A 22,075-nucleotide genomic window follows, 5' to 3' on the forward strand; every position below is an offset into this window, starting at 1 on the left:
TTGAAATCGCAGACTTTATGGCTATCTACTTCTACACCACTGCCAGCGAATACGGCTGTTTTTCTAATTTTTCCAGTCATGGATTCGAGTTAGACGGAGAATATTGGTCAACTACCGAACATTATTTTCAAGCACAAAAGTTTCCCAAAACGGCTCACTGCGACCAAATTCGCCAAGCAAAAACGCCGAAAGATGCCGCAAAAATGGGACGCGATCGCTCTCGTCCCCTCCGCAAAGATTGGGAAAAAGTAAAAGATGATATCATGAGAAAAGCCGTACTCCGAAAATTTGAAACTCATGCCGAAATTAGAGAAATTTTACTCGCTACAGCGGATGAGGAAATAGTGGAAAATTCCCCTGTTGATTACTATTGGGGTTGCGGTAAAGATGGCAGCGGCAAAAATATGTTGGGCCAGATTTTAATGGAAGTAAGGGAGATATTGCGAAAACGCACGTCAGAGTAAAACAGAACTTAAATTTTCCAGGATAAAGCAGGACTTATTTAATCCTAAGTCCTGCAATGCTCCTCAGCGAGCATTTCCTCAATTTTCTTAAACACTGAACTTAAAAATCGGCATGAGCAACTGTCAAAACTTGTGTCAATCTCGTCGGGCTGTTCTAGTAGAGGGTTTAGCCTCTCCTCAGAGACTGCGAAGCAGGGGAAACGGTAAAAACCCTGCACCACTTTTTTTGTTTTAACAACTACTCTCAACCGGAATTAACTTTTCTCGTCGCAAGTACAGCATTGTTAGCCCGTCGCCTCCCGGACACCGTTCCCCTAAAGTTGGCGATTCACAGGTAAAACAGCAAAACACCTGTTCTGGTTAAAGTTGGTTTTTTATTGATGCTGTATCTTTACTATTGTGTACGATTTGTGGAAAGTGTCAGCAGTGCTACAGAATTCTTTACATTTGTGATTTATTTGGATACCATCGCGCCACTCTGTCGCAGTTGCTGTTGAATTCTATTAAATTCTTTCTGTTCTGCGCTTAGCAAACTATTGTCGATCGGCGATCGCATATCCCACTGCAATTCGGACAATAACAACAAACAGCCAGCCATAATTATTCCTGTGGTTAGATATTGCCAAGGTGCAACAAAACTTAATAGAGGTATGCTAAATAAATGAGTTAGTCCCATCAGGAGAAAAGTGCGCGATCGCAAACCGAGTCCCGTCAACAAATAGCCGATCGCGCTCAACCCCAACCACAAATCGCAAAGGTGCAGCAACAAACCTCCCCAACCGGCAAAAATACTGCAATCGGTCAGAACCAAACCACTTATCATCAAAATCGCCCAAGAGTAAAGAATCCAGCTAACTCGCTCGACTCTTACCCAAAACAAAGTCAAAACAGCCATTACCCCAGTGCCAATTAAAGTCAAAGTTGACCACAGAATCGCCTGAAAGCTCCAACTGATAGGGAAAAACTGAGCCGTAAAAAAAATCCCCCCTGTCACCAAACCCCAAAGCAGAAAAGTTTGGTCGATGCGGGTATAAAATCCTGAGAAAAGAGTAATATTTCCAATTTGCCAGCGGATTTGCAACAGGCCTTCGAGGTCTTGTACGTCGAGATGTTCCTGTTTGCAGCGGATTAGGGGTTCGGAGGCGTTGAAAAAGGTCATCCAGTGTTGGGGAAAGTATGAAGTTTTGTGTATTGTAACAAGTCTTAAAGAATATTTTTTATATTTTTTCTTGTTCCCCGGCTCAGCCTGGGGAGGTAGATTTGGAGGCTCTGCCTCCCCCTAGTCTAAGACTTGCGAGGCAGAGCAAGAGTGATATCGGTGCCCTGGCAGAGCCTGGGAACCAGTTAATCTGCTGATTAATTATTTATTGGGCCTGCTGTTCACACCACAGATTCAAAATTGATTGCCACTCCAGCAGTAGCCTTTTTGCTTCTGTCAAAAGGATCTCCGTGCTTTCTGGTTCTGCATCTTCTTCACCTGTGGGCCATAGTTCTGTAATTACAATACGGTCGGTATAAAGTTCAGCATCTATACAATTGCCAGTCAATGCAGTTACTTTTACATCCCTCAGATTTTTGCTACATTCAATTTTATCAATAATTTCTAGGTATATTTGTCCTTTCGTAGACCGAGCTTCTTCAAGAAAAGCTGCTAGGAGATAGCTCCGAGGGGGTAATTCTCGATCAAAAATAGCGATCAGTCTTCCGTTAAAATTTTCCACCCTGAATTTCATTGTTTATTCTCCTACTAATAGACCTGCATGGATCGGTAGCTGATTGAAGCCTCTGCGTTTTCGGAGTGAACAGAGTAGCCTATTATGCGATCGGCGTCCCCAAGCTACTTACGAACAATTCCAAATTCCCATCCGCCTGCTGAATGCGGCTGTCCGCTATAAGAAAACAAAGGGCGACAGACGAGTTTTGCTAGAGCTTCCCATAGAAGAACGCAATTTATTAGAACCATTAGTGTCAACCAAAACAGAATAAGTAAAACAGGACTTACGCACTCCCACAAAGAAACCGGGTTTTTTACCTAATCTTCGAGTACGAACGCGTCTTTTCGTAAAAAAACCCGGTTTCTGGGCCCCGTGCGTAAGTCCTATAAAATAGGTATAAAATAGAAATTGATGATACTAGCAAAGGACTCATCCCCATGACCGCAACAATTCCAACTAAAACCTCAGCAGAAATCATCTACCCAGACAGCGACGGCAAACCCATGTCAGACAATACCAAACAGTTTGAACTAATTGTCACCATTCAAGGTGGAATAGATGCCTTATACAAAGACAACGAAAATGTCTTTGTAGCCGGTGATTTGCTGTGGTATCCCGTCGAAGGAGATAACAAAACTCGCCAAGCACCTGATACGATGGTAGTGTTTGGCAGACCGAAAGGTTACAGAGGTTCCTACCAACAGTGGCTTGAAGATAATATCGCCCCGCAAGTTGTCTTTGAAATCCTCTCGCCTGGAAATCGAATCGGAGCACTGTTTAAGCTGTTTAATTTCTACCAGGATTATGGAGTCGAAGAATATTATGTCTACAGTCCAGAGGATAATGAATTAATTGGTTGGCTGCGTTCTGATGGAAAACTCAACTATATTGAATTAATGGATGGTTGGGTGAGTCCGCGTTTGCAGATCCGTTTTCAAACTGCATCGGGAGACTTGGAAATTTATCGGCCTGATGGACAGAAGTTTTTGTCTTATGTGGAGTTGTCAAGACAACAGGAATCAGCACAGCGACAAATGGAACTAACACAGCAACAAATGGAACAAGAACGGCAAGATAAAGAGTTAGCACAGCAAAAAGCCGATCGCCTTTCAGAAAAACTCCGAGAAATGGGCATAAATCCAGAGGACATTTGAGATTATAATAGTCCTCGAATCACGGGCGATCGGAAAATGGGTTTTTCACCAAATCTGCGGGCTGTAACGCATCTTATCGTAAAAAACCCGGTTTCTAGACCCCCATATCTTAATTATGCAAAATCCCCGCCAAATAGCCTTTCTCGCACTCCGCGAAGTCCACCGCCGCGGTGCATTCGCAGATGCCGCACTCGATCGCGCTTTCAGCAATTCTCAACTCAACGACCTCGATCGGCGTTTAGTGACAGAATTAGTTTACGGTAGCGTCAGGAGAATGCGATCGATCGACTTCATCATCGACAAACTAGCCACAAAGAAATCCTCCCAACAACCACCCGAACTTCGCACCATCCTACATTTAGGCTTATATCAACTCGAATATCTCAACCAGATTCCCCCCTCCGCCGCCGTCAACACCACCGTTCAACTAGCAAAAGAAAACGGATTTTCAGGACTCAGCAGTTTTGTTAACGGTTTGTTGCGCCAATACATCCGTTTAACAGATAACGACTTAAACCCATTAACAGTTACTAATTATAAATCCACCGTTGAACGCCTAGGAATTCTGCACAGCTTCCCCGAATGGCTGGTGAAATTGTGGATCGAACAAATAGGCGAAACCGAAACCGAACAACTCTGTGAATGGTTCAACCAATCTCCCACAATTGACCTGAGAATCAATCCTTTAAAAAGCTCGATCGCCCAAATTGAAGCTGCCTTCAAAACCCACAACATCTCAACTAGCAGAATCCCCAACTTGCCCCAAGCATTAAGACTAAATGGCAGCATCGGCGCCATTCAAAACCTCCCCGGATACAGCGAAGGTTGGTGGACAATCCAAGACAGCAGCGCTCAATTAGTCACCCATTTACTAGGGCCCCAGGCAGGGGAAACTATCATCGACGCCTGCGCCGCACCGGGGGGGAAAACCACCCACAGCGCCGAATTAATGCAGGATGAAGGGACAATTTATGCCTGCGACAAAACCGCCAGCAGACTCAAAAAACTTAAAGAAAATGCCGACAGACTTCAGATGAAATCCATTAAAATTCATACCGGAGACAGCCGCCATTTCCCAGAGTTTGTTAACCTCGCAGACAGAGTTTTACTAGACGCACCTTGTTCCGGCCTCGGAACCCTCCACCGCCGCGCCGACGCCCGCTGGCGACACACACCCGAAAACATTCAACAACAATCTCAACTGCAATCGGAATTGCTAGCAAATGCAGCGACGTTTGTCAAGTCCGGCGGCGTATTAGTGTATGCAACTTGCACAATTCATCCCTTGGAAAATGAAACAGTTATTCGATCGTTCTTAGACAGCAATCCTCACTGGCAAATAGAACCGCCAACCATTGATTTACCCGTACAGCCATCACCCGAAGGATGGGTGAAAGTGTGGCCGCACAGACATCACATGGACGGCTTTTTTATGGTGAGACTAAAGCAAGATTAGATTTGTAGATGGTGATTTACGGCTATCGTGGGGGCGGGTTTATGAGATTATTGGTTTTAGGCGATTATTGTTGGTGAAACCCGCCCCTACGGGTGGCAATTGTTGGTAAAACCCGTTTAATATCCCGGTTCTTGATAAGCTGGCTCTTCATAAGCCGGCTCTTGATAAGCTGGCTCTTCATAAGCCGGCTCTTGATAAGCCGGTTCTTGCCACTCGCGATACCGGGGTTGAGGATTGGGATTGTAAGGTACGATCGCACCATCCTCATTCACAATCATCCCCCGAATAATCCTCTTAGGCTCCACCGGTTTCGCCTTAATACTACCTTTGCGGCCCTCCAACTCCGGCAACTTCGGAAACTTCTCTACCGGCATTCCCTTAACAGCTTGACTCATAAAATCGCGCCAATTGTAGGCCGCCGTACCGCTAGTTCCCCAAGTCGGATAATTGTCATCATTCCCCAGCCAAATCCCAGTCACAACCTGTGGAATGTAACCAATAAACCACAAATCCCTGACATTTTCCGAAGTACCGGTTTTGCCTGCTACAGCGCGATCGTTTAAAGCCGCAGGCCCCCCCGTACCGTCTTGCACAACACCCTCCAACATCCAAGTAGTAATCGCAGCACTATCCTTATCCAAAACCCGCTTCGGTTTAAAATTAGCCTGATAAATCACATCTCCCCGCTGATTAATCACCCGCTTAATTCCGTGGGCTTCAATAAAATTCCCTTGCGCGGCTAAAGTACCGTAAGCATTGGTTAACTCCAGCAAATTCACTTCCGAAGAACCCAAAGCCAGGGAATAAATCGGACTCAATTTCGACTTAATTCCCATATCGTTGGCTACTTTGATCGCCGGTTCAAACCCCACATCCATCAACACCTTCACAGCTACGACATTCACCGAACTCGTCAAAGCATCAGAGATCGATCGCCAACCGCTAAATTTTTTGCCATAATTATTCGGTTGATAGCCGTCTATAATAATTGGTTCGTCTTCGTAACTGTCATAGGGAGAAAAACCCGCCGCCATCGCCGCGGCATAAACCAACCCTTTAAACGTCGATCCGGGCTGCCGCAAAGCCTGCGTAGCGCGATTAAATTCACTTTCCTTAAAATTTCCACCTCCTACCAGCGCCTTAACTTCCCCAGTCTTAGTGTCCATAGAAACTAAAGCCGCCTGTTCAAAACCCTGACGGCGGCCATCAACTTCGATCGCATTTTTAACAACCTGTTCCGCTATTTTCTGCCACTTCAAATCCACCGTCGTCTCGACAGTCAAACCGCCAGCTTCCAAAGCATCCTCAGAAACATAGCGCGGCAATTCCTTCCGAATGTAACTAGCAAAATAAGGTGCGACTACTTTAAATCGCTTCGGCGGACTTGGTTTAACTGCGATAGGTTCCGCCATCGCCTCCTTCGCCTCAGCCTCTGTAATTACCTTCGCTTCCTGCATTTGTTGCAGCACAAGATTGCGGCGTTGCTTCGCAATATCAGGATTAACTAAAGGCGAATATTCGCTCGGTGCCGGCGGCAAACCCGCCAAAGTTGCCATCTCTGCCAAAGTTAATTTATCGACTGTTTTGCTAAAGAAAACCAAAGCTGCATCTGCCACTCCGTAGGCATCCGAACCCAAATAAACCAGATTTAAATATCTTTCTAAAACTTGGTCTTTACTCAACTCCCGCTCTATTTTCTGAGCTAAAAGAGCTTCCCGAACCTTCCGCCTAATACTTCTTTCCTGATTCAGAAAAACAACGCGAGCCAATTGTTGCGTAATTGTACTGCCGCCCTGCACTAAATCTCTCGCTATCAAATTAGAAACAATCGATCGCACAATACCTTGATAATCCACCCCGCGATGTTGATAAAAACGGCGGTCTTCTATGGCAATAAAAGCTTTAACCAACAGTTCGGGAATTTCTTGAAGTTTCAGTTTATCTCTAGTTGCAGGCCCCGACTGCAACAAAATCGTATTATCGGCCGCCTTAATTGTCAGTGTCCCGTCGCGGTTAAAGGCGGACAAATCGTTAACATCTGGCAAACCTTTGTCTAAGGTGTACAAAATCCATAAACCGTAGATTAAAGCGCCCCCGCCTATACTGGCAACACCTAAACTTATCCAAAATCTAGGACGGCGGGGGATACGTTTTTTAGTATTTTCCTGCGGTGCGCTATTTTCCTGTAGTGCCGTATTTATCTGCAGTTGGGTGTTCGGCGATGCGCTATTTTCCGGCAATTCGCTACTATCGGATTTTTGGGGTGATTTAGTTCCCAGCAAACTTAATCCCGGCCGCAACAATTCTTTTCCCTTGGTTTGCAAGCTGGTAACTTGAGGTTCAATTTCCAACCAAGCAATTAAGCGCTTCAACCCTTCCCAATTGCGCTTGACTATTGGATATCGAGCGTATTCTGGCTCTAAATATTCTGAGTCTAAATATTCTGAGTCTAAATATTCTGAGTCTAAATATTCTGACTCTTCTAGAGGTGCAGCATCTTCTGATACCACATACTCGGAGCGCTCATCTCTTGTCCGTGTAGAAAATTCCGCCTCCGATTCCGGCGAGTTGAGCTTATTGCCCTTCGCAGCCTTCGGCGGTTCTCGATCGGAATTACCGCTTATTGCGTTAGTGACTTTGCTCAATGTATCTTTGATATTTGAGAAAAATTCAGCCACGATCAGACCTTCAAACCTCATCAAGTCCGATTAAAAATTAAAAATTAAAAAAGCTAGCCTTCTTCAATTCTTAATTTTTAATTCGACATTTTTTCTTGAATAACACGCTGCCTTGAATTAGATTTTTTGAATTAAAAACTTTTTAATTCACAACTCAAAATTCAAAACTTTTCTTAACGCTGCAGAGCTTGGTATTTTTTTGAGAAGTGAATTAGATTTTTTGACTTCAAAATTTTTTAACTCAAACCTCAAAACTCTGCTTAACTCCCATGACCCAGTGCCAAGGCTGCTACCAGCATACCCAAAACCAGGAAAGGCTGAGCACTGGCCTGATATTTAACATCATTTTCCAGGGGATTACGCAAAAAGTACATATCCTGAAAAGTAATTTGGGGAATTATCAGCAGCAGCAGAATGACAGCGTAAAGGTTTTGGTGGATGCTGATCAGGTAGCCTGCAATCCCAGCTTGAAAGATGTCGATCATCAACACGCAAATCCAAGCTGCAGTGCTGATGCCAAACATCACTGGCAAAGATTTTAACCCTAATTGCCGATCGCCCTCAACACTTTTGAAATCGTTGACGATCGCAATCCCCAGCCCTGCCAAACTGTAAAACAGCGTCAAAATCATAATCGTGGGATCTAGTGTACCAAACAAAGCTTGACCAGCCCACCAAGGCAGGGCAATGTAGCTAGCACCCAGGGCATAATTTCCCAACCAGCCATTCTGCTTGAGTTTCAGCGGGGGCGCAGAGTAGATATAAGCTAGAAACGCGCCGCCGAGAGTCAAAACAGTCATTATCGGGAATTCATGACCCGCCCACAAGTCTAGAGCATAAGCCACCCCAATGCCAGCGGCTAATAATACCAAAATTTGCGTTACTACTTGGGGAATCGAGATGATACCGGAGGGAATCGGACGGTAGGGCTCGTTAATGGCGTCGATGTCGCGATCGTAAAAATCGTTCAAAGTTTGAGTGTACCCGGCCAACAACGGCCCTGACATCAACATACAAGCTGCTGCGATCAAGACATTCTCTAGGTTCCAAACATAGTTTCCAGAAGAAGCCGCCCCGCACACCACGCCCCAAATTAGGGGAATCCAGGTAATCGGTTTCATCAATTGCAAGCGAATCTTCCAGATGGAAGTTTCCCCGCTAGCGGCCCCTTTCATGCCCAACAGTTGCCTAGTTTTGGCACTGCGGTTTTCGGTAGCAGCACTTTCCGGTGCAGCTTCTGGGGAGATTTGGGATGGAGGAGAGTCAGACATAAGTGTGATGTTAGTGGTACTGCTACTATTGTGTCGTTTTCCGTTTCAATAATAATTCTGATAGAATACCACTGATATTTAAGGCAGAGTCTTGAAAACTTACCCCGGCTTGGAGTTGATGCTAAGGAAAAGTAGGAGTTTCACAATATATTGAAATATCATTATTTTGTGTAAATGTCAAGAGGATAAATACTTTTTTTATAATTTCGCGCTTGCCCGCCTGCTGGGGGAGATTTTTGCCAGCAGGTGCATTTAATGTCAATTACCAGGAGGCGATCGAGTTTTTTGCCATACTACCCTTGAATCATCTCATCTGGCAGAAAATCTGGCAAAAATTCAGAATCTAGAACCTCGACAGCACTGTAGATACATAATTTCGGAAACGTCTCTACAAGCAATCCAGTTTCAGCACCTGCTTGTTCTGCTGCATCCGCATAGCATTGGGCCAGTACCTCTTCAAGATATGGTTTGAGACTGGGGGAATCTTTCAGAGCTTGGCGAATGCGTCTGCGATGTTCGACAATGCTGCCTTTCCAACTACCGCTTCTTTGATCCGGTTGAAATTGCCACTTGAGCATGTGCAGGAGAATTACCACCAGATTACTCTCTAAACTCCGGCGTTCACTTCGCCCCATGTCTTCTATTTCTGCAATCAGATTTTCCCAGTCGATGTTTGAATAGTCGCGAACCCGCAACTTTTCCACAGTGGTTTCCATCCATTTCAGGTAATCTGTATCATACAATTTTTGTCGTTCTACTTCTAATTTTGTTGTCATAATACTTTTTAGTTGGGCGGGGGCGGGTTTACGAGATGATTGGTTTTAGGCAATTATTGTTGGTCAAACCCGCCCCTACAAGGTTCGATCGCATATTATTGTTTTTTTTGTTTTGGACTTACTTAACAACTGTAAATTAACAAATATGGCGATAGGAATCAAAAGGCAGTCCCGTCCGCCGCTTGACTTCGACAACTGATTTGTAAGCGCCTTTTCTCTGCCTTTCTCTAACTATTTTTTCCGCAACATATCTATCTAAACCGCTGGCGATTAACTCTTCCGGCGAAAGAATATTTAACCGTTTCCAAGTAAACTGCAATTCTTTTTGATAATTGTAGCTGAAGCAAATCATCGGGGCGATTCGTCTGACGTGACTTTCGGGAACTCCGGCTATTTCTGATAACTCTTCGGCGTGGGTAAAAATGTAGCCTTCGTTTTGCAAAGATTCAATATCGTTGGCGTAGACGATCGGCAAACCCAAGATTCTGACCATATCGTCTTTGGTACACTCGTTAATATCTATTTTGCCGCGCACGTTTGCCAGTTCTTCGGCATTCGTCGCACTTGCAGGAACCAGTAAACCTCTGGGTGCGGTTTTGATCAGATAGCGCTTTTTCAAACTAAAAGCAGTGACAATTTGAGCAATCCACACGAGCGTACCCAAATTAGTTGAAGAAGATACCGCTAGTGCTGCTAAAGTAATGCCAACACCCCATCCCATCCAACTGCGAATATTTGACTTTTGGCCTGCATAGGCGATCGCCAATCCGCCGAAGTAGGGAATAAAAGAATACCACACCCAGTTTGGAGTTTGACGCAGCCAGTATAAATCTTGAGACACTTTAATTTTATCCTTAAATAGTTGTGCTCTCACACTTATTTCAATCCCACTTTTTTAATAGCGGGCTTTCTTCTTCCTTCTTCCATCGGACTGACATCCGTTACATCCGTTACATCCGTTACATCCGTTACATCCGTTACATCCGTTACATAATCCGTTGCCGAACTTCCTTCTTAATTACAATTCTCGCAACAGTTTTTGGCGTTTTTCCTCATATTCTTCGGCCGTAATTGCGCCCATATCGTAAAGTTTTTTCAATTCGCCGATCGCCCCGGTTACATCTTTTGCCGCTCTGAGGGCATACCCCGACGGCAACGTGCCGCCATTGTACTGAACCTGAAAAGCTTGTTCCGAAATCAGCAGCAGGCCGATAAAATCGAAAAATGCGATCACTGATGGAATTAATGTCCAAGAAAATAGCAAGTATAATACCCCTGCTAAGTTATTGCCCAAATAAAATTTGTGAACTCCGAAACCTCCTACAAAGAAAGCTAACACAACTGCTACGGTTTTATCTTTTACCATTTTTACTTTCCCCTGTTTTTTTTATTTTAAGTTCCGCGATCGACCTTTAAATCTCTACCTTTAACGATCGACATAAGTAATCTTACTAATTTTTACTCATTTATTGGGGTTTTTGCGAAACTTAGACATCGCAAAATACAGCAGAACTATACCGACTTGAGCCTGTATAATCACCAAGTAGCCTCTCAAGAAATAATTGAGTTCGCTGCCTGAATTGAGAGAAAATATTAAAAGGCCCAAGGCTGCGTAGGGTGCGAAACGCATCCAACTCGGCGTTCCCTCTAAATTACGGCTGTTCAAATTGCTCATGGGTTTAAGCCTCATCCTAAATAAAAATTTAGCTATAAATTAGCCGGATTGTCAACTTCCGTTTGGTGCGATCGCCCGCGCCAGTCTCTCAATCATCAGCCGACAAGATATTACTTCCATTTTAAACCAGCTTTTTCCGCTAAAGTAAGGAACTGGGGCGGGTAGATCGGGATCTGTGACTAATATTACAGATGAAGCTGAACCCGCCCCTATGGGAGTTCCGGTTATTTTACCGAACTAGAGATTAGGGCGCATCGAGCAGCCTACTGCTGTTTTTGCCCTTGTCGATCGCCCAGACGATCGCTGTCAAAAAAACAAGGTTAATTCACAATTATTAACAACCCCCCAAATTAACTCGCGCCGCCGCCCAAAAGAAACAGACTCAGGAGAGTACCGCTGTTCCAAAGACTGTGGAGAAGCATAGGAGCCAGGAGATTGCGCGAGCGCGTGTACACAAAGCCCAAAACCGCACCCAAAGTCGCCAAAGGCAGAATCTCAGAGACACTCAAGTGAGCCACAGCAAACAAGAAAGCAGAAGCAGCGATCGCCCCCCAAACAGGCAAATAGCGAGTCAGAGAAGGCAGCAGAAAGCCTCGAAACACGATTTCCTCAAAAACCGGAGCCGCGATCGCAGCAGTGCCGAAAAACACCACCAAAGCCACGTTGTCCCTACCTTCAAGAACGATAGGCAAAATCGGATTACTGCCACCTTGTCCCTGCCAGAATTGCTGATTGATCAGCGACACCAAAACTACCAAAGGCAAAGCAACAAAATAGCCACCAAATCCCCACAAAAACCAATTTCCCCGCCAATTAATCCGAAACCAACCTTCCGGCAAAGGCAAAAAAGACTTGACCGAAAAATACAGTACCGAAAGCCCCCCAGCCGACAGCAACAAATAAGTAGCAAAGATATAAAAAGCCTTGTCGCGCGGGTCAAAAGTAGCAGGATTGAGTTTTAAAACCGCCAGAGAAACAGGCAGCAACAAATAGGGAATCAAGATTTGCCCGACAAAGAAAAAGCCGACCACAAGCACCTGCCAAACAATCTCACCGTCCCAAGGCACATCCCAAGTCAAGCTCGCATTTCGCGCCAACACAGGGCCGGAACCTGCTGTATCTAACTGCTTTCGCTGCAACAACCACTGCACTGTCAAGCCAACCAGCAAAACCGTACCAATACAAAGTGCGATCGCCGGAACGCCAACTATAATTGCCAACTTTTCTACAGCTTGCTCTGCCGTTGCTTGCTCTGCTGCTTGCAGCGCCACCACGTCTTTAGAACGTTCTTGCAGCTTGTAAAGTTGAGCTAGAGCGCGATAGCGAAACCAGCCCTCCAAAGACTTTTGAATGCGCGGCTCGGCATCCGGCAGCAGTTGAGCCGGATTGCTCCAAATTCCTGTTAAAACTTGAGCAGTTTCCACCGAAGAATCGTCATCAATTTTAGTTTGGTAGCGCTCAACTAAATTTTTCCAAGTTTGAAGCGCCGCCTCAGTTTTGCCACTGCTTGCCTGCAAAATTCCTAAGCGCAAGTCAAGTTCGTTTAGCAGCACTGACTGTTGCTTGATTGACTCTGACACCGCCTTATTTTGAGCCAAACTCAGAGTATTATCATCAGACTTAGAGGCGATGGCAGACTGAATTTCTTTAACTTGTGCTTGAGTTGTTTCGAGAGTTTTGCGAGTCGAGTCTCGCGCTTCTTGATATTGCGTCAAAGCCGTATTTAAAGGATCTGCACCGACAATATTGTTGCGCGCCGAACTTAAATTAGCACTCTGATTATTTTCTCCTTGCCACTCCGAGGCGTGCAGCAGCAAATTTGTCTGGTAGAGTTCCAGCCGACTTTGAATTTGCGGCTGATTCCAACTAGCAAGTAAAGATAAACCGACCATGGCGATCGCGATCGCCGTTAAAATACCTAAAATAACCCGCTTCAGTGTCATTACTGCTTTTCCGTCCCGCGCGAATCCGTGGCTAAGTCTTTTCCGTCTTTAATCATAGGTCGTTGCAGACGAGAGTATCCCGACAACTGGTAAAATTTCACTGGCTCATCTTTTTGACTCGCCTCGCACCCGAAGACTGGGTAAGGCGTGCACCCCGCACCCGAAGCGCGGTAACAGGCTAAATCTAAAATCTAAAATCTAAAATCTAAAATCGAATGACTCGCATTATCTTAGTCCGTCACGGCAAAAGCACATACAATCAAGAACGCCGCATCCAAGGCCGCCTCGATAAATCAATTTTGACAGAAGCAGGCCGCAGCGCCGCCCAGCAAGTAGGCGACACACTCAGCAGTATCGCCTTTGATGCCGCCTATACCAGTCCCCTGCAACGAGCCAAAGAAACAGCGGAAATCATCCTGTCGCGCTTGACAAATCCGCCACAACTTCAGCCAACTGATAATTTGATGGAAATCGATTTGCCTCTGTGGGAAGGAATGTTGCGCCAAGATGCTATAGACAAATTCCCCGAAGCATATCAGCAGTGGCAAAAACAGCCAGACAAATTTTCCATGAAACTGCCATCTGCTGACGGAGAAATCGAACACTTTCCCGTATTAGCCGTTTTTGCTAACGCCCGTCATTTTTGGCAAGAACTTTTATCGCGCCACCAAGACGGCACAATTCTAGTAGTAGGTCACAACGGAATCAACCGCGCTCTCATCGCCACAGCATCAGAAATTACCCCGGATTACTATCAATCAATCCAACAGTCAAATTGCGGAATTAGCGTAATTAATTTTGGAACTTCCCCTGTTACCAACGACGCACTTGAAGAGCAAAAAAAGAAAGTTTCAGTTCAATTAGAGTCAGTGAATTTAACTTCCCATACCGGGGAAATTTTTCCCAAACCGAGGGACGGACACCAAGGCCCCCGCTTGTTGCTGGTGCGTCACGGCGAAACCGACTGGAATAAAGCAGGTAAATTTCAGGGGCAAATAGACGTACCTCTCAACGATAACGGCCGCGAACAATCCCGGCGGGCAGCAGAATTTCTCAAGAATGTAAAATTAGATTTTGCGATTAGCAGTTCGATGCTGCGCCCGAAAGAAACTGCGGAAATTATTCTCCAACATCACGGCGGTTTGCAACTAGAACTCCGCGACGACTTGAGAGAAATTAGCCACGGACTTTGGGAAGGAAAATTTGAATCAGAAATCGAACAATCCTATCCGGGTTTGCTACAGGAATGGAAAACATCTCCTGAAAAAGTCCAAATGCCCGAAGGAGAGAATTTGCAGCAAGTTTGGCAGAGAGCGATCGCAGCTTGGCAAGAAATTGTACAATCTGTTTCTGGTACTGGGATTGTCGTTGCTCACGATGCCATTAACAAAGCAATTCTCTGCCACCTATTCGGTTTGGAACCAGAACATTTCTGGAAGTTCAAACAAGGAAACGGAGCCGTTAGCGTGATTGATTATCCCCACGGCCCCGATGGTTTGCCGGTATTACAAGCGATGAATGTCACAACTCATTTGAGCGGCGGCGTTTTTGACAAAACAGCAGCCGGAGCACTCTAATTAGTAAAGTGCTGAGCGCGAACCCGTAGCGGAAGGAACGCCCACCGCTACGGGTTCGCGCCTGAAAAAAGTTTGAATTTTGATAACAACCGCGCCCGACGCTTAGGAAGTTCTTAATTCCTGAAACTAATGCGCTGGATTGCTTCTTCCTTCTTCCTTCTTCTTTCTATCCTTTACATCCGTTACATCCGTTACATCCGTTACATAATCCGTTGCCGAACTTCCTTCTGTTATATGAGCCGCGAACTGCTACAAAATGTACGAGTGCTAGATCCAGTTTCAGGGAGCGATCGCATCGCTGATATTCTAATTACCGAAGGTAATATCAAAGCAGTTGAGGAAAAAATTGCTGAGTTTCCCGCTGACACGGAAGTGCGGGATTGCCAGGGACTGATTTTGGGGCCGGGGTTAACTGATATCTACAGTCACAGCGGAGAACCGGGTTTTGAGGATCGGGAAACCCTGGAATCTTTGATGCAGGCTGCTGCGGCTGGCGGTTTTACGCGAGTGGCGATTTTGCCGGATACCTCGCCACCTGTTGACAATTTGGCCGGTTTAGCATTATTGCAGCAACATATCCGCAATTTGCCGCCCGGGCAGCCCCGCTTGTATTTTTGGGGAGCGCTGACAGCGGGCGTTAAAGGTCAGCAGATGGCCGAGTTGGGCGAGCTGGCCTCCTGTGCAGTGGTGGGTTTTGCGGACGGTTTGCCGCTGTCTAATCCGGCTCTGGTGAGGCGTTTGCTGGAGTATATCAAGCCTTTGGGCAAGTCGGTGGCTTTGTGGCCGTGCGATCGAACTTTGGCAGGAAAAGGCGCGGCGCGGGAGGGTGCGGTGTCGGTGCGCTTGGGTTTACCGGGAATTCCGGCGAGTGCGGAAACTTCGGCTTTGGCGGCAATCCTGGAGTTGGTGGCATCTGCGGGCACTCCGGTTCACATTATGCGCGTTTCTACGGCGCGCAGCGTGGAATTGATTCGAGATGCGAAGGCGCGAGGTTTGCCGGTGACTGCGAGTGTGACTTGGATGCACTTGCTGTTGAATGTCGGGGCACTTTCAGGAAACTCTCAAGATTCCGGCGGGAAAAATGCTCTGACTGCTTCGTTGGCCTACGATCCGAATTTACACCTAGAACCGCCGTTGGGCAATCTCAGCGACCAATTAGCGCTGATTCAAGCTGTGAAAGATGGTGTAATTGATGCGATCGCGATCGACCACAACCCGCATACTTATGAGGAGAAAACTGTGGCTTTTGCTGATAGTCCGCCCGGGGCGATCGGCTTGGAATTAGCTTTGCCTTTACTGTGGCACGGACTGGTAGAAACTGGCGATTTTTCGGCTTTAGAACTGTGGCGAGTGTTGAGTACCGGGCCGGCCGTTTGTATCGGGCAAACCCCCGCCACGGTTGCACCGGGAGTCTCTGCTGAGCTGATTTTGTTCGACCCGCAAATGAGTTGGACTGTTGACGGGCAAAGTCTGAAGTCGCGATCGGCAAATACGCCTTGGTTGGGACAGCAATTAGCAGGAAAAGTTGTACAAACCTGGATTAATTAACCCTTGCGATTAAAATTCATCTGTTGTAGAACAGGCATCTTGCCTGTTTCTCAAAGTAGAACAGGCATCTTGCCTGTTTCTCAAAGTAGAACAGGCATCTTGCCTGTTTCTCAAAGTAGAACAAAAGTAGAACAGGCATCTTGCCTGTTTCTCAAAGTAGAACAGGCATCTTGCCTGTTTCTGGGAATGCTGGATGAGGTGACTCAGAAAAGAAGATAAATACATGATTGCTGCTTTTGATTCGTGGAAGTCCCCACCGCAAAACCTGACATTGGATCTGGGCGAAATTCATGTTTGGCGCGTCTCTCTGGCTCAAACAGAATCTTGCTTGGAGAGTTTACAAGAGACTCTCTCTACCGACGAGCGGACAAAAGCCGAGGGTTTTCACTTTCCCAAAGGTCGATCGCAATTTATTGTGAGTCGTGGCGCACTCAGAGCGATTCTGAGTCGCTATCTTAACATAAATCCTCACATTTTGCGCTTTGACTACAATCCCTACGGCAAACCCTCTCTCATCGCCACCCAAGGTGGAAATACCCTGCGTTTCAATTTGTCTCACTCAGGGAGCCTGGCTCTAGTTGCTATTACCAAAAATCGAGATATTGGTGTCGATGTTGAAGGAATAAATCCCAACTTTCCTTGCCTGGAAATTGCTGAAAAGTTTTTTTCACCATTAGAAAATTCTGTGTTGCGTTCGCTCCCTGAACAGATCCAACCCCGCGCTTTTTTCACCTGCTGGACTCGCAAAGAAGCCTATATCAAAGCAGTTGGTAAAGGACTTTCTATTCCCCTGAATCAGTTTGATGTCAGCCTCGCACCAGGAGAACCTGCAGCGCTGTTAAATGTTGAAGACAACCCCGAAGAAGCATCGAGATGGTCTCTAATGGAATTAACTCCCTCTTCAGATATGGTGGCGGCTGTTGCGGTTGCAGGAGATTGCTCGAAACTTCATTGTTGGCAGTGGACAGGGGAGTTTTGATTTATACTGAGATGTTGCACCATTCTCAATAAGCTTTTATGAACAGGCAAGATGCCTGTTCCACAAGAAAATTTACTCTTTGTGGAACAGGCATCTTGCCTGTTCTTGAAAATGGTGCAAGATGCCTGTTCCACAAGAAAATTCACTCTTTGTGGAACAGGCATCTTGCCTGTTCTTGAAAATGGTGCAAGATGTGAGTTTATAGCGATCGCGAGCGGGTAAAAGAGAACGGCAACAGTCGCTGGAAGATATCTACTGGTTGCACATCCAAGCTATTGTGTTGCACACCCTCCATAGACAAATAAGGACACAACATTTTTGTGTCCTTATTTGTCTATTCGACTGCAATTTGCCACCCTACAACTGATTTAATAATTTAACCAAATCGATAGCCAAACCCGCGTACCGTAATGATATATTCCGGTTGGCCCGGATCGATTTCCAACTTTTCGCGTAGCCAGCGGATGTGAACGTCAACTGTTTTGCTGTCTCCGATAAAATCTTGACCCCAAATTTTTTCCAGCAACTGATCGCGAGACCAAACTCGCCGGGGATAACTCATAAATAGTTCTAGTAAGCGAAACTGTTTAGGAGAAAATTTCACTTCCAGACCACGAACCAACACGCGGCACTCTTCAGGATACAGAGTTATGCTCTTATATTGCAGCGTCCTCGGTTCCGGTAACCGACTGAGGCGCTGGCGCCGCATCAGCGCCCGACAGCGAGCGATAAACTCCCGCATTCCAAAAGGCTTGGTCAGATAATCATCCGATCCGGCTTCGAGGTAAAAAGCGCAATTGTTGGCGCTTCCTCTAGCACCGATAATCAAAATAGGGACGGGATTTCCTTGATGCCGTAACATTCGACACAGATCCAAACCGTTAATTGAATCCATAATTAACAGGTTAAAGGCAAATTCACCGTGGTATGACGAAGCAGCCTGTACAGAAGGTAGAGCGTTACGCCCGTCGCTAGTAACCACCACCTCATAGCCCTGTTCTTTAAGGGCTAAAGCTAGCATTTCCCGCAACAGGTCTTCACCTTCCAATAACAAGATACGGCCGGCTTGTCCAACAGCCAACCTTGAAGGACATTCGCTTAATTCAGCAGAAGACATAAATATCAGTGGGAGTGATGTTTGTATGTGGCTAGCGCGAGGTACCTTCTTCAGTAGCTGAGGTACTCTCGCGCTGCGATCGCTTGTACGATCGCCAGAAAGTTCGATCGCTTAGAATCCTTCGCCAGTCCATCCCACAGACACGCGCTCGACCTTTGCTACTTGCTCATGCAAGGAATACAACCGTAGAGCAGTTGCCGGAGCCGCGCTGTCTGCCTGGGTCCAGGCCACAGAAGTCTGGTCATTTTTCGGGGTCGGTGTTAATTTCATAAAACATTGCCCGCTGTTAATTGACCACATAACACCCAATCTATAGGGAGATGCTTGTTATACTACTCTTAAAAGGTTATTAAAAGGTAAAATTTTGGTAATCAATTGGTTAAATTATTAACGTTAAGTAATATAACGGTAAAGTTGCGATCGCACTTTAAGAGCTTTTTTTAAGAATACAATAATAAGTTGCTCCAAATTCCTTATTCTTCCCGTGCCGGCTACGATCGACGATAGTAAGTAAAAATTCTGTAGACTGCCTATCATGTTGCTGCATTTGAGTACCTGGCCTCTTGTAGAAGCTTATCTCGAAAGCTCCCGAGGCATAATTATCCCGATCGGCTCCACCGAACAGCACGGGCCCACCGGCTTGATCGGCACGGACGCCATTGCTGCCGAGGCGATCGCCCGCGGTGTCGGCGAAGCTGCCAATGCCTTAATCGGCCCGACAATTAATGTCGGGATGGCTTTGCACCACACCAGCTTTCCCGGCACAATCAGCCTCCGACCGCAGACGCTAATACTGGTAATCAGGGATTATATCACATCTTTGGCAAAAGCGGGATTTGAGAAATATTTCTTCATTAACGGTCATGGTGGCAACATTGCCACCATGAAAGCAGCCTTTTCCGAGACATACGCGCATTTGTCGGACTTAAATTTGCCGAATGCCGATAAAATCCAGTGTCAAATCGGCAACTGGTTTATGTGCGGCTCAGTCTACAAACTCGCAAAAGAATTATACGGAAACCAAGAAGGTTCCCACGCCACCCCCAGCGAAATCGCCTTAACCCAGTACCTTTATCCAGAAGCAATCAAGCAAGCTCCGCTTTCGGAAGAAGTCGCTTCCGGGCACAAAATTTTCGGTGCTGCTGACTTCCGCCGCCGATTTCCCGACGGGAGAATGGGTTCAAATCCCGGCTTAGCAACCCCCGAACACGGTCAGCAGTTTTACGAATTAGCAGTCAAAGAATTGACTAATAATTATTTGGAGTTTTTAAGTTCTGATTAACGTTTTTTATTCTCGTTATCAGGAAGCTCCTGGTAACGAGAATAAATCTCAAACTCTTCTATATTTTACGCTTATGAGTGAGTCAGCGACATGATATTTCATATCAATTCCGGCTGCACCGGAATGATATCAAATCCGCGCTTCCTCGTCGGGATTAAAGTCTAATCAAGCTGCCAATAAATAATTCGCGCAATTTTCATTTTTTTAACATCGAGTCAACAGTCAACAGTCAACAGTCAACAGTCAGTCGATTTTAGATTTTAGATTTTAGATTTTAGATTTTAGAATTGACTCCACAGATGAATCTGGGAGGTGGAAATTAGGTGTAAAATATTTCCCTTGTCAACTGTCAACATTCAACAGTCAACAGTCAACAATCACGGACGGTGCAACCGGAATCGATATCATCTATCTGAAAAAGGCTATATCTCCCGATTAACCACCGGGAGAATATCAAAACTATTCCACAATCCAAGGAGTTAAACAAGGTGTCCAAGCACTCAATTCTTCTTCCTTGAACCAAAGGCTAATTTCCGCACGGGCAGTCTCGACAGCATCAGAACCGTGAATCAGATTACGGCCGACATTGACGGCAAAATCGCCCCTAATTGTCGCCGGTTCTGCATTCAGAGGATTTGTTGCGCCAATGATTTTTCTCGCCGACGCCACAACGCCGTCGCCTTCCCACACCATCGCCACTACAGGGCCTGAAGTGATAAAGTTTACCAATCCTGCAAAGAATGGTTTTTCTTTGTGAACATCATAATGTTGTTCCGCTAGTTCGCGACTCGCCGTCATCAACTTCATGCCAACTAGCTTAAAGCCCTTGGCTTCAAAACGACCGATAATTTCACCGACGAGTCCGCGCTGTACGCCGTCGGGCTTAATTGCTAAAAAAGTCCGTTCCAAGATTAACTCCTATAATTGTGTTAACTGATCCAAAAGATAGAGTAACTCAGAACGCACCTAAAGGCAATTCTGAGAATTGGAAATTGTCATTTTGAGACTTATGGCCGGGGAGCATCTCACTTTTGCCGCCCAGCTAGAAATTGAAGTTAGGAGCCAGGAGCCAGGAGTCAGGAGGAAAGAGTCAGAAGGAAGGAGGAAGAAGAAGTGTTTTTACAAATATGAGATGCTCCCTATGGCCGAAGGAAGAAGGAATAAGGAATAAGAAGAGGGAAGAGAAAAGAGGGAAGAAGCAATAAAAGCAAGGGTTAAAGAAACCGGGTTTCTACGAGAAATCTGGGTTTACCAGCGAGGAATCTGCGAAGAAACCCGGTTTCTAGACCCCTATGTGTCGAGGACTGATTTGCATGGCTCCCCTGGATTTTGTAAAAAGCATTTTTTTAGGAGTGCGAATAGGATGCTTACTTGCCTAGATAAGCTAATCAGTCTTTAAATGATCTGTAAAGAAATAATCAAAGTCTTGTGGGGTGGCTGTGAGCAACGCCCGAAATATGCAATCTAAAAGTAGAACATTTTATCTCTAGCGAACAAGATGCTCGATCTTCTGGCACAATATGATACAAGTCACAATTTCCTGTGATTGCCAACACTCTTACCTATGATCTCAAATACAAATATGTATGATAATAAACACAATTATTTAGGCTCGAAAATATAGATAATTAACAGATGTATGAAGATGATATTAACAGCAACTATTCAGGCGAAAAAAGTATGAAAGCCATTGTAGCATTCATTGAACCCAAAAAGCAAGAATTTGCCAAATTGCCCTTGTTTGACTTTCTAGCCAACAAACACATTCACGCGAATCAACGACTAATTTTTGCACCTGTACTCGCTCCTTTGGCTGTGGGGTTGAGCGATTTAAATAAATATGTATTGCGAGAATCTTCTAGTAATAGCAAAGTTCAGGAACTAATTAATAAATATACTTATAAAAAAAACTATTACTGGCACGACTATCTAGAATATCTAGAGGAACTGGGCTTAAACCAATTAATGAGTTACGGCGATTTCAGGCTGCTTTGGGGTGAAGAAACTAAAAAAACTCGATCGCTATGTTCAGTGCTGGAACGCTACGCTTGGAAAGCTTCTCCCATTCAGAAACTGGTGTTAGTGGAAGTCCTCGAAGGAACTGCCCAAGTTTTTTTTGAGGCGGCGCTAGCAGTGGTAATGGAATTACAGCAAATTAACCAAAAAGAATCTGTTGATTTTGGAGGAGGTTATGGGGGTTTAGAAAATTATCACCTTTTAAACACGCCAGAGATGTTGGAAGTTTTAGCAGAGATTAAACTTACTAATGCGGAATGCCAAGCAGCTTTAGAATTAGCACAAAATGTATTTGAACTGTTTACAGAAGCGATGAACGAGCTGTTCCGACACAGCAAAACAAATTCTTGCAAGACTGTGCTGCAAATATCCTCAATTTCTACCTTCGCTCATTGCCCGATCGACAGTCTCGATATTTGTTAAT

Annotated in this window: 22 protein-coding genes; 11 read left to right on the forward strand and 11 right to left on the reverse strand. The window is 45.4% G+C overall.

The window, feature by feature from the left end; genetic code table 11:
• Positions 1-17 precede the first annotated feature (17 nt).
• On the forward strand, positions 18-464 hold the full coding sequence (locus QUB11_RS15685; protein ID WP_333204190.1) for an NADAR family protein: 447 nt from the start codon (positions 18-20) through the stop codon (positions 462-464).
• Between the two features lie 454 nt (positions 465-918).
• On the opposite strand, the gene QUB11_RS15690 is transcribed toward QUB11_RS15685, so the two are convergent.
• On the reverse strand, positions 919-1,623 hold the full coding sequence (locus tag QUB11_RS15690; RefSeq protein WP_333204189.1) for a hypothetical protein: 705 nt from the start codon (positions 1,621-1,623) through the stop codon (positions 919-921).
• Positions 1,624-1,828: 205 nt separating this feature from the next.
• Entirely contained in the window at positions 1,829-2,197 is a 369-nt protein-coding gene (locus QUB11_RS15695) for a hypothetical protein (protein WP_333204187.1), read from the reverse strand.
• A 43-nt stretch (positions 2,198-2,240) separates the two neighbouring features.
• Here QUB11_RS15695 and QUB11_RS15700 point away from each other — a divergent pair, with 43 nt between their 5' ends.
• From QUB11_RS15700 to QUB11_RS15710, 3 genes are all read left to right on the forward strand, one after another.
• Positions 2,241-2,450: a hypothetical protein gene (locus tag QUB11_RS15700; protein ID WP_333204184.1), complete on the forward strand. Its 210-nt coding sequence runs from the start codon at positions 2,241-2,243 to the stop codon at positions 2,448-2,450.
• Between the two features lie 166 nt (positions 2,451-2,616).
• A complete protein-coding gene (locus QUB11_RS15705) occupies positions 2,617-3,333 on the forward strand; it encodes a Uma2 family endonuclease (protein WP_333204182.1) in 717 nt (238 codons plus the stop codon).
• Between the two features lie 115 nt (positions 3,334-3,448).
• The gene (locus QUB11_RS15710; protein ID WP_333204180.1) at positions 3,449-4,789 is read left to right on the forward strand and encodes a 16S rRNA (cytosine(967)-C(5))-methyltransferase; all 1,341 of its coding nucleotides are present in this window, start codon (positions 3,449-3,451) and stop codon (positions 4,787-4,789) included.
• A gap of 116 nt (positions 4,790-4,905) precedes the next feature.
• Here the strand turns inward: QUB11_RS15710 and QUB11_RS15715 are convergent, their stop codons facing one another.
• From QUB11_RS15715 to QUB11_RS15745, 7 genes are all read right to left on the reverse strand, one after another.
• Positions 4,906-7,488 carry a penicillin-binding protein 1A gene (locus tag QUB11_RS15715; protein ID WP_333204253.1) on the reverse strand — a complete coding sequence of 861 codons (2,583 nt, stop codon included), beginning with the start codon at positions 7,486-7,488 and terminating at the stop codon, positions 4,906-4,908.
• Between the two features lie 239 nt (positions 7,489-7,727).
• Positions 7,728-8,738 carry a chlorophyll synthase ChlG gene (gene chlG / locus QUB11_RS15720; protein ID WP_333204178.1) on the reverse strand — a complete coding sequence of 337 codons (1,011 nt, stop codon included), beginning with the start codon at positions 8,736-8,738 and terminating at the stop codon, positions 7,728-7,730.
• A gap of 293 nt (positions 8,739-9,031) precedes the next feature.
• Entirely contained in the window at positions 9,032-9,514 is a 483-nt protein-coding gene (locus QUB11_RS15725; RefSeq protein WP_333391117.1) for a DUF29 domain-containing protein, read from the reverse strand.
• 136 nt (positions 9,515-9,650) lie between these two features.
• Positions 9,651-10,388, reverse strand: coding sequence for a helix-hairpin-helix domain-containing protein (locus QUB11_RS15730; RefSeq protein WP_333391120.1), 738 nt, complete (start codon positions 10,386-10,388; stop codon positions 9,651-9,653).
• Positions 10,389-10,532: 144 nt separating this feature from the next.
• A complete protein-coding gene (locus QUB11_RS15735) occupies positions 10,533-10,880 on the reverse strand; it encodes an NINE protein (protein WP_333204172.1) in 348 nt (115 codons plus the stop codon).
• Between the two features lie 96 nt (positions 10,881-10,976).
• Complete coding sequence (locus tag QUB11_RS15740) at positions 10,977-11,189, reverse strand: hypothetical protein (protein WP_333204170.1); 213 nt, start codon at positions 11,187-11,189, stop codon at positions 10,977-10,979.
• 350 nt (positions 11,190-11,539) lie between these two features.
• Positions 11,540-13,132: a type II CAAX endopeptidase family protein gene (locus tag QUB11_RS15745; protein WP_333391123.1), complete on the reverse strand. Its 1,593-nt coding sequence runs from the start codon at positions 13,130-13,132 to the stop codon at positions 11,540-11,542.
• Positions 13,133-13,347: 215 nt separating this feature from the next.
• On the opposite strand from QUB11_RS15745, the gene QUB11_RS15750 reads away from it, so the two are divergent.
• From QUB11_RS15750 to QUB11_RS15770, 5 genes are all read left to right on the forward strand, one after another.
• Positions 13,348-14,709, forward strand: coding sequence for a histidine phosphatase family protein (locus QUB11_RS15750; RefSeq protein WP_333391126.1), 1,362 nt, complete (start codon positions 13,348-13,350; stop codon positions 14,707-14,709).
• Between the two features lie 234 nt (positions 14,710-14,943).
• Positions 14,944-16,257, forward strand: a complete 1,314-nt coding sequence (locus QUB11_RS15755; protein WP_333391129.1) for a dihydroorotase — start codon at positions 14,944-14,946, stop codon at positions 16,255-16,257.
• Between the two features lie 39 nt (positions 16,258-16,296).
• Positions 16,297-16,476 carry a hypothetical protein gene (locus tag QUB11_RS15760; RefSeq protein ID WP_333391132.1) on the forward strand — a complete coding sequence of 60 codons (180 nt, stop codon included), beginning with the start codon at positions 16,297-16,299 and terminating at the stop codon, positions 16,474-16,476.
• A gap of 4 nt (positions 16,477-16,480) precedes the next feature.
• On the forward strand, positions 16,481-17,236 hold the full coding sequence (locus QUB11_RS15765) for a 4'-phosphopantetheinyl transferase superfamily protein (RefSeq protein WP_333391135.1): 756 nt from the start codon (positions 16,481-16,483) through the stop codon (positions 17,234-17,236).
• A 51-nt stretch (positions 17,237-17,287) separates the two neighbouring features.
• The gene (locus tag QUB11_RS15770; RefSeq protein ID WP_333204158.1) at positions 17,288-17,458 is read left to right on the forward strand and encodes a hypothetical protein; all 171 of its coding nucleotides are present in this window, start codon (positions 17,288-17,290) and stop codon (positions 17,456-17,458) included.
• 154 nt (positions 17,459-17,612) lie between these two features.
• Here QUB11_RS15770 and QUB11_RS15775 read toward each other — a convergent pair whose 3' ends face one another.
• Positions 17,613-18,353, reverse strand: a complete 741-nt coding sequence (locus tag QUB11_RS15775; RefSeq protein ID WP_333391137.1) for a response regulator transcription factor — start codon at positions 18,351-18,353, stop codon at positions 17,613-17,615.
• A gap of 535 nt (positions 18,354-18,888) precedes the next feature.
• Here QUB11_RS15775 and QUB11_RS15780 point away from each other — a divergent pair.
• Entirely contained in the window at positions 18,889-19,635 is a 747-nt protein-coding gene (locus QUB11_RS15780; protein ID WP_333204157.1) for a creatininase family protein, read from the forward strand.
• A gap of 459 nt (positions 19,636-20,094) precedes the next feature.
• On the opposite strand, the gene ndk is transcribed toward QUB11_RS15780, so the two are convergent.
• A complete protein-coding gene (gene ndk / locus QUB11_RS15785; protein ID WP_333035325.1) occupies positions 20,095-20,544 on the reverse strand; it encodes a nucleoside-diphosphate kinase in 450 nt (149 codons plus the stop codon).
• Positions 20,545-21,315: 771 nt separating this feature from the next.
• On the opposite strand from ndk, the gene QUB11_RS15790 reads away from it, so the two are divergent.
• Positions 21,316-22,074, forward strand: a complete 759-nt coding sequence (locus QUB11_RS15790) for a hypothetical protein (protein WP_333204155.1) — start codon at positions 21,316-21,318, stop codon at positions 22,072-22,074.
• Position 22,075: the final 1 nt, after the last annotated feature.

Source organism: Microcoleus sp. B6-A1, from assembly GCF_036705085.1.
Classification (GTDB): Bacteria; Cyanobacteriota; Cyanobacteriia; order Cyanobacteriales; family Microcoleaceae; genus Microcoleus.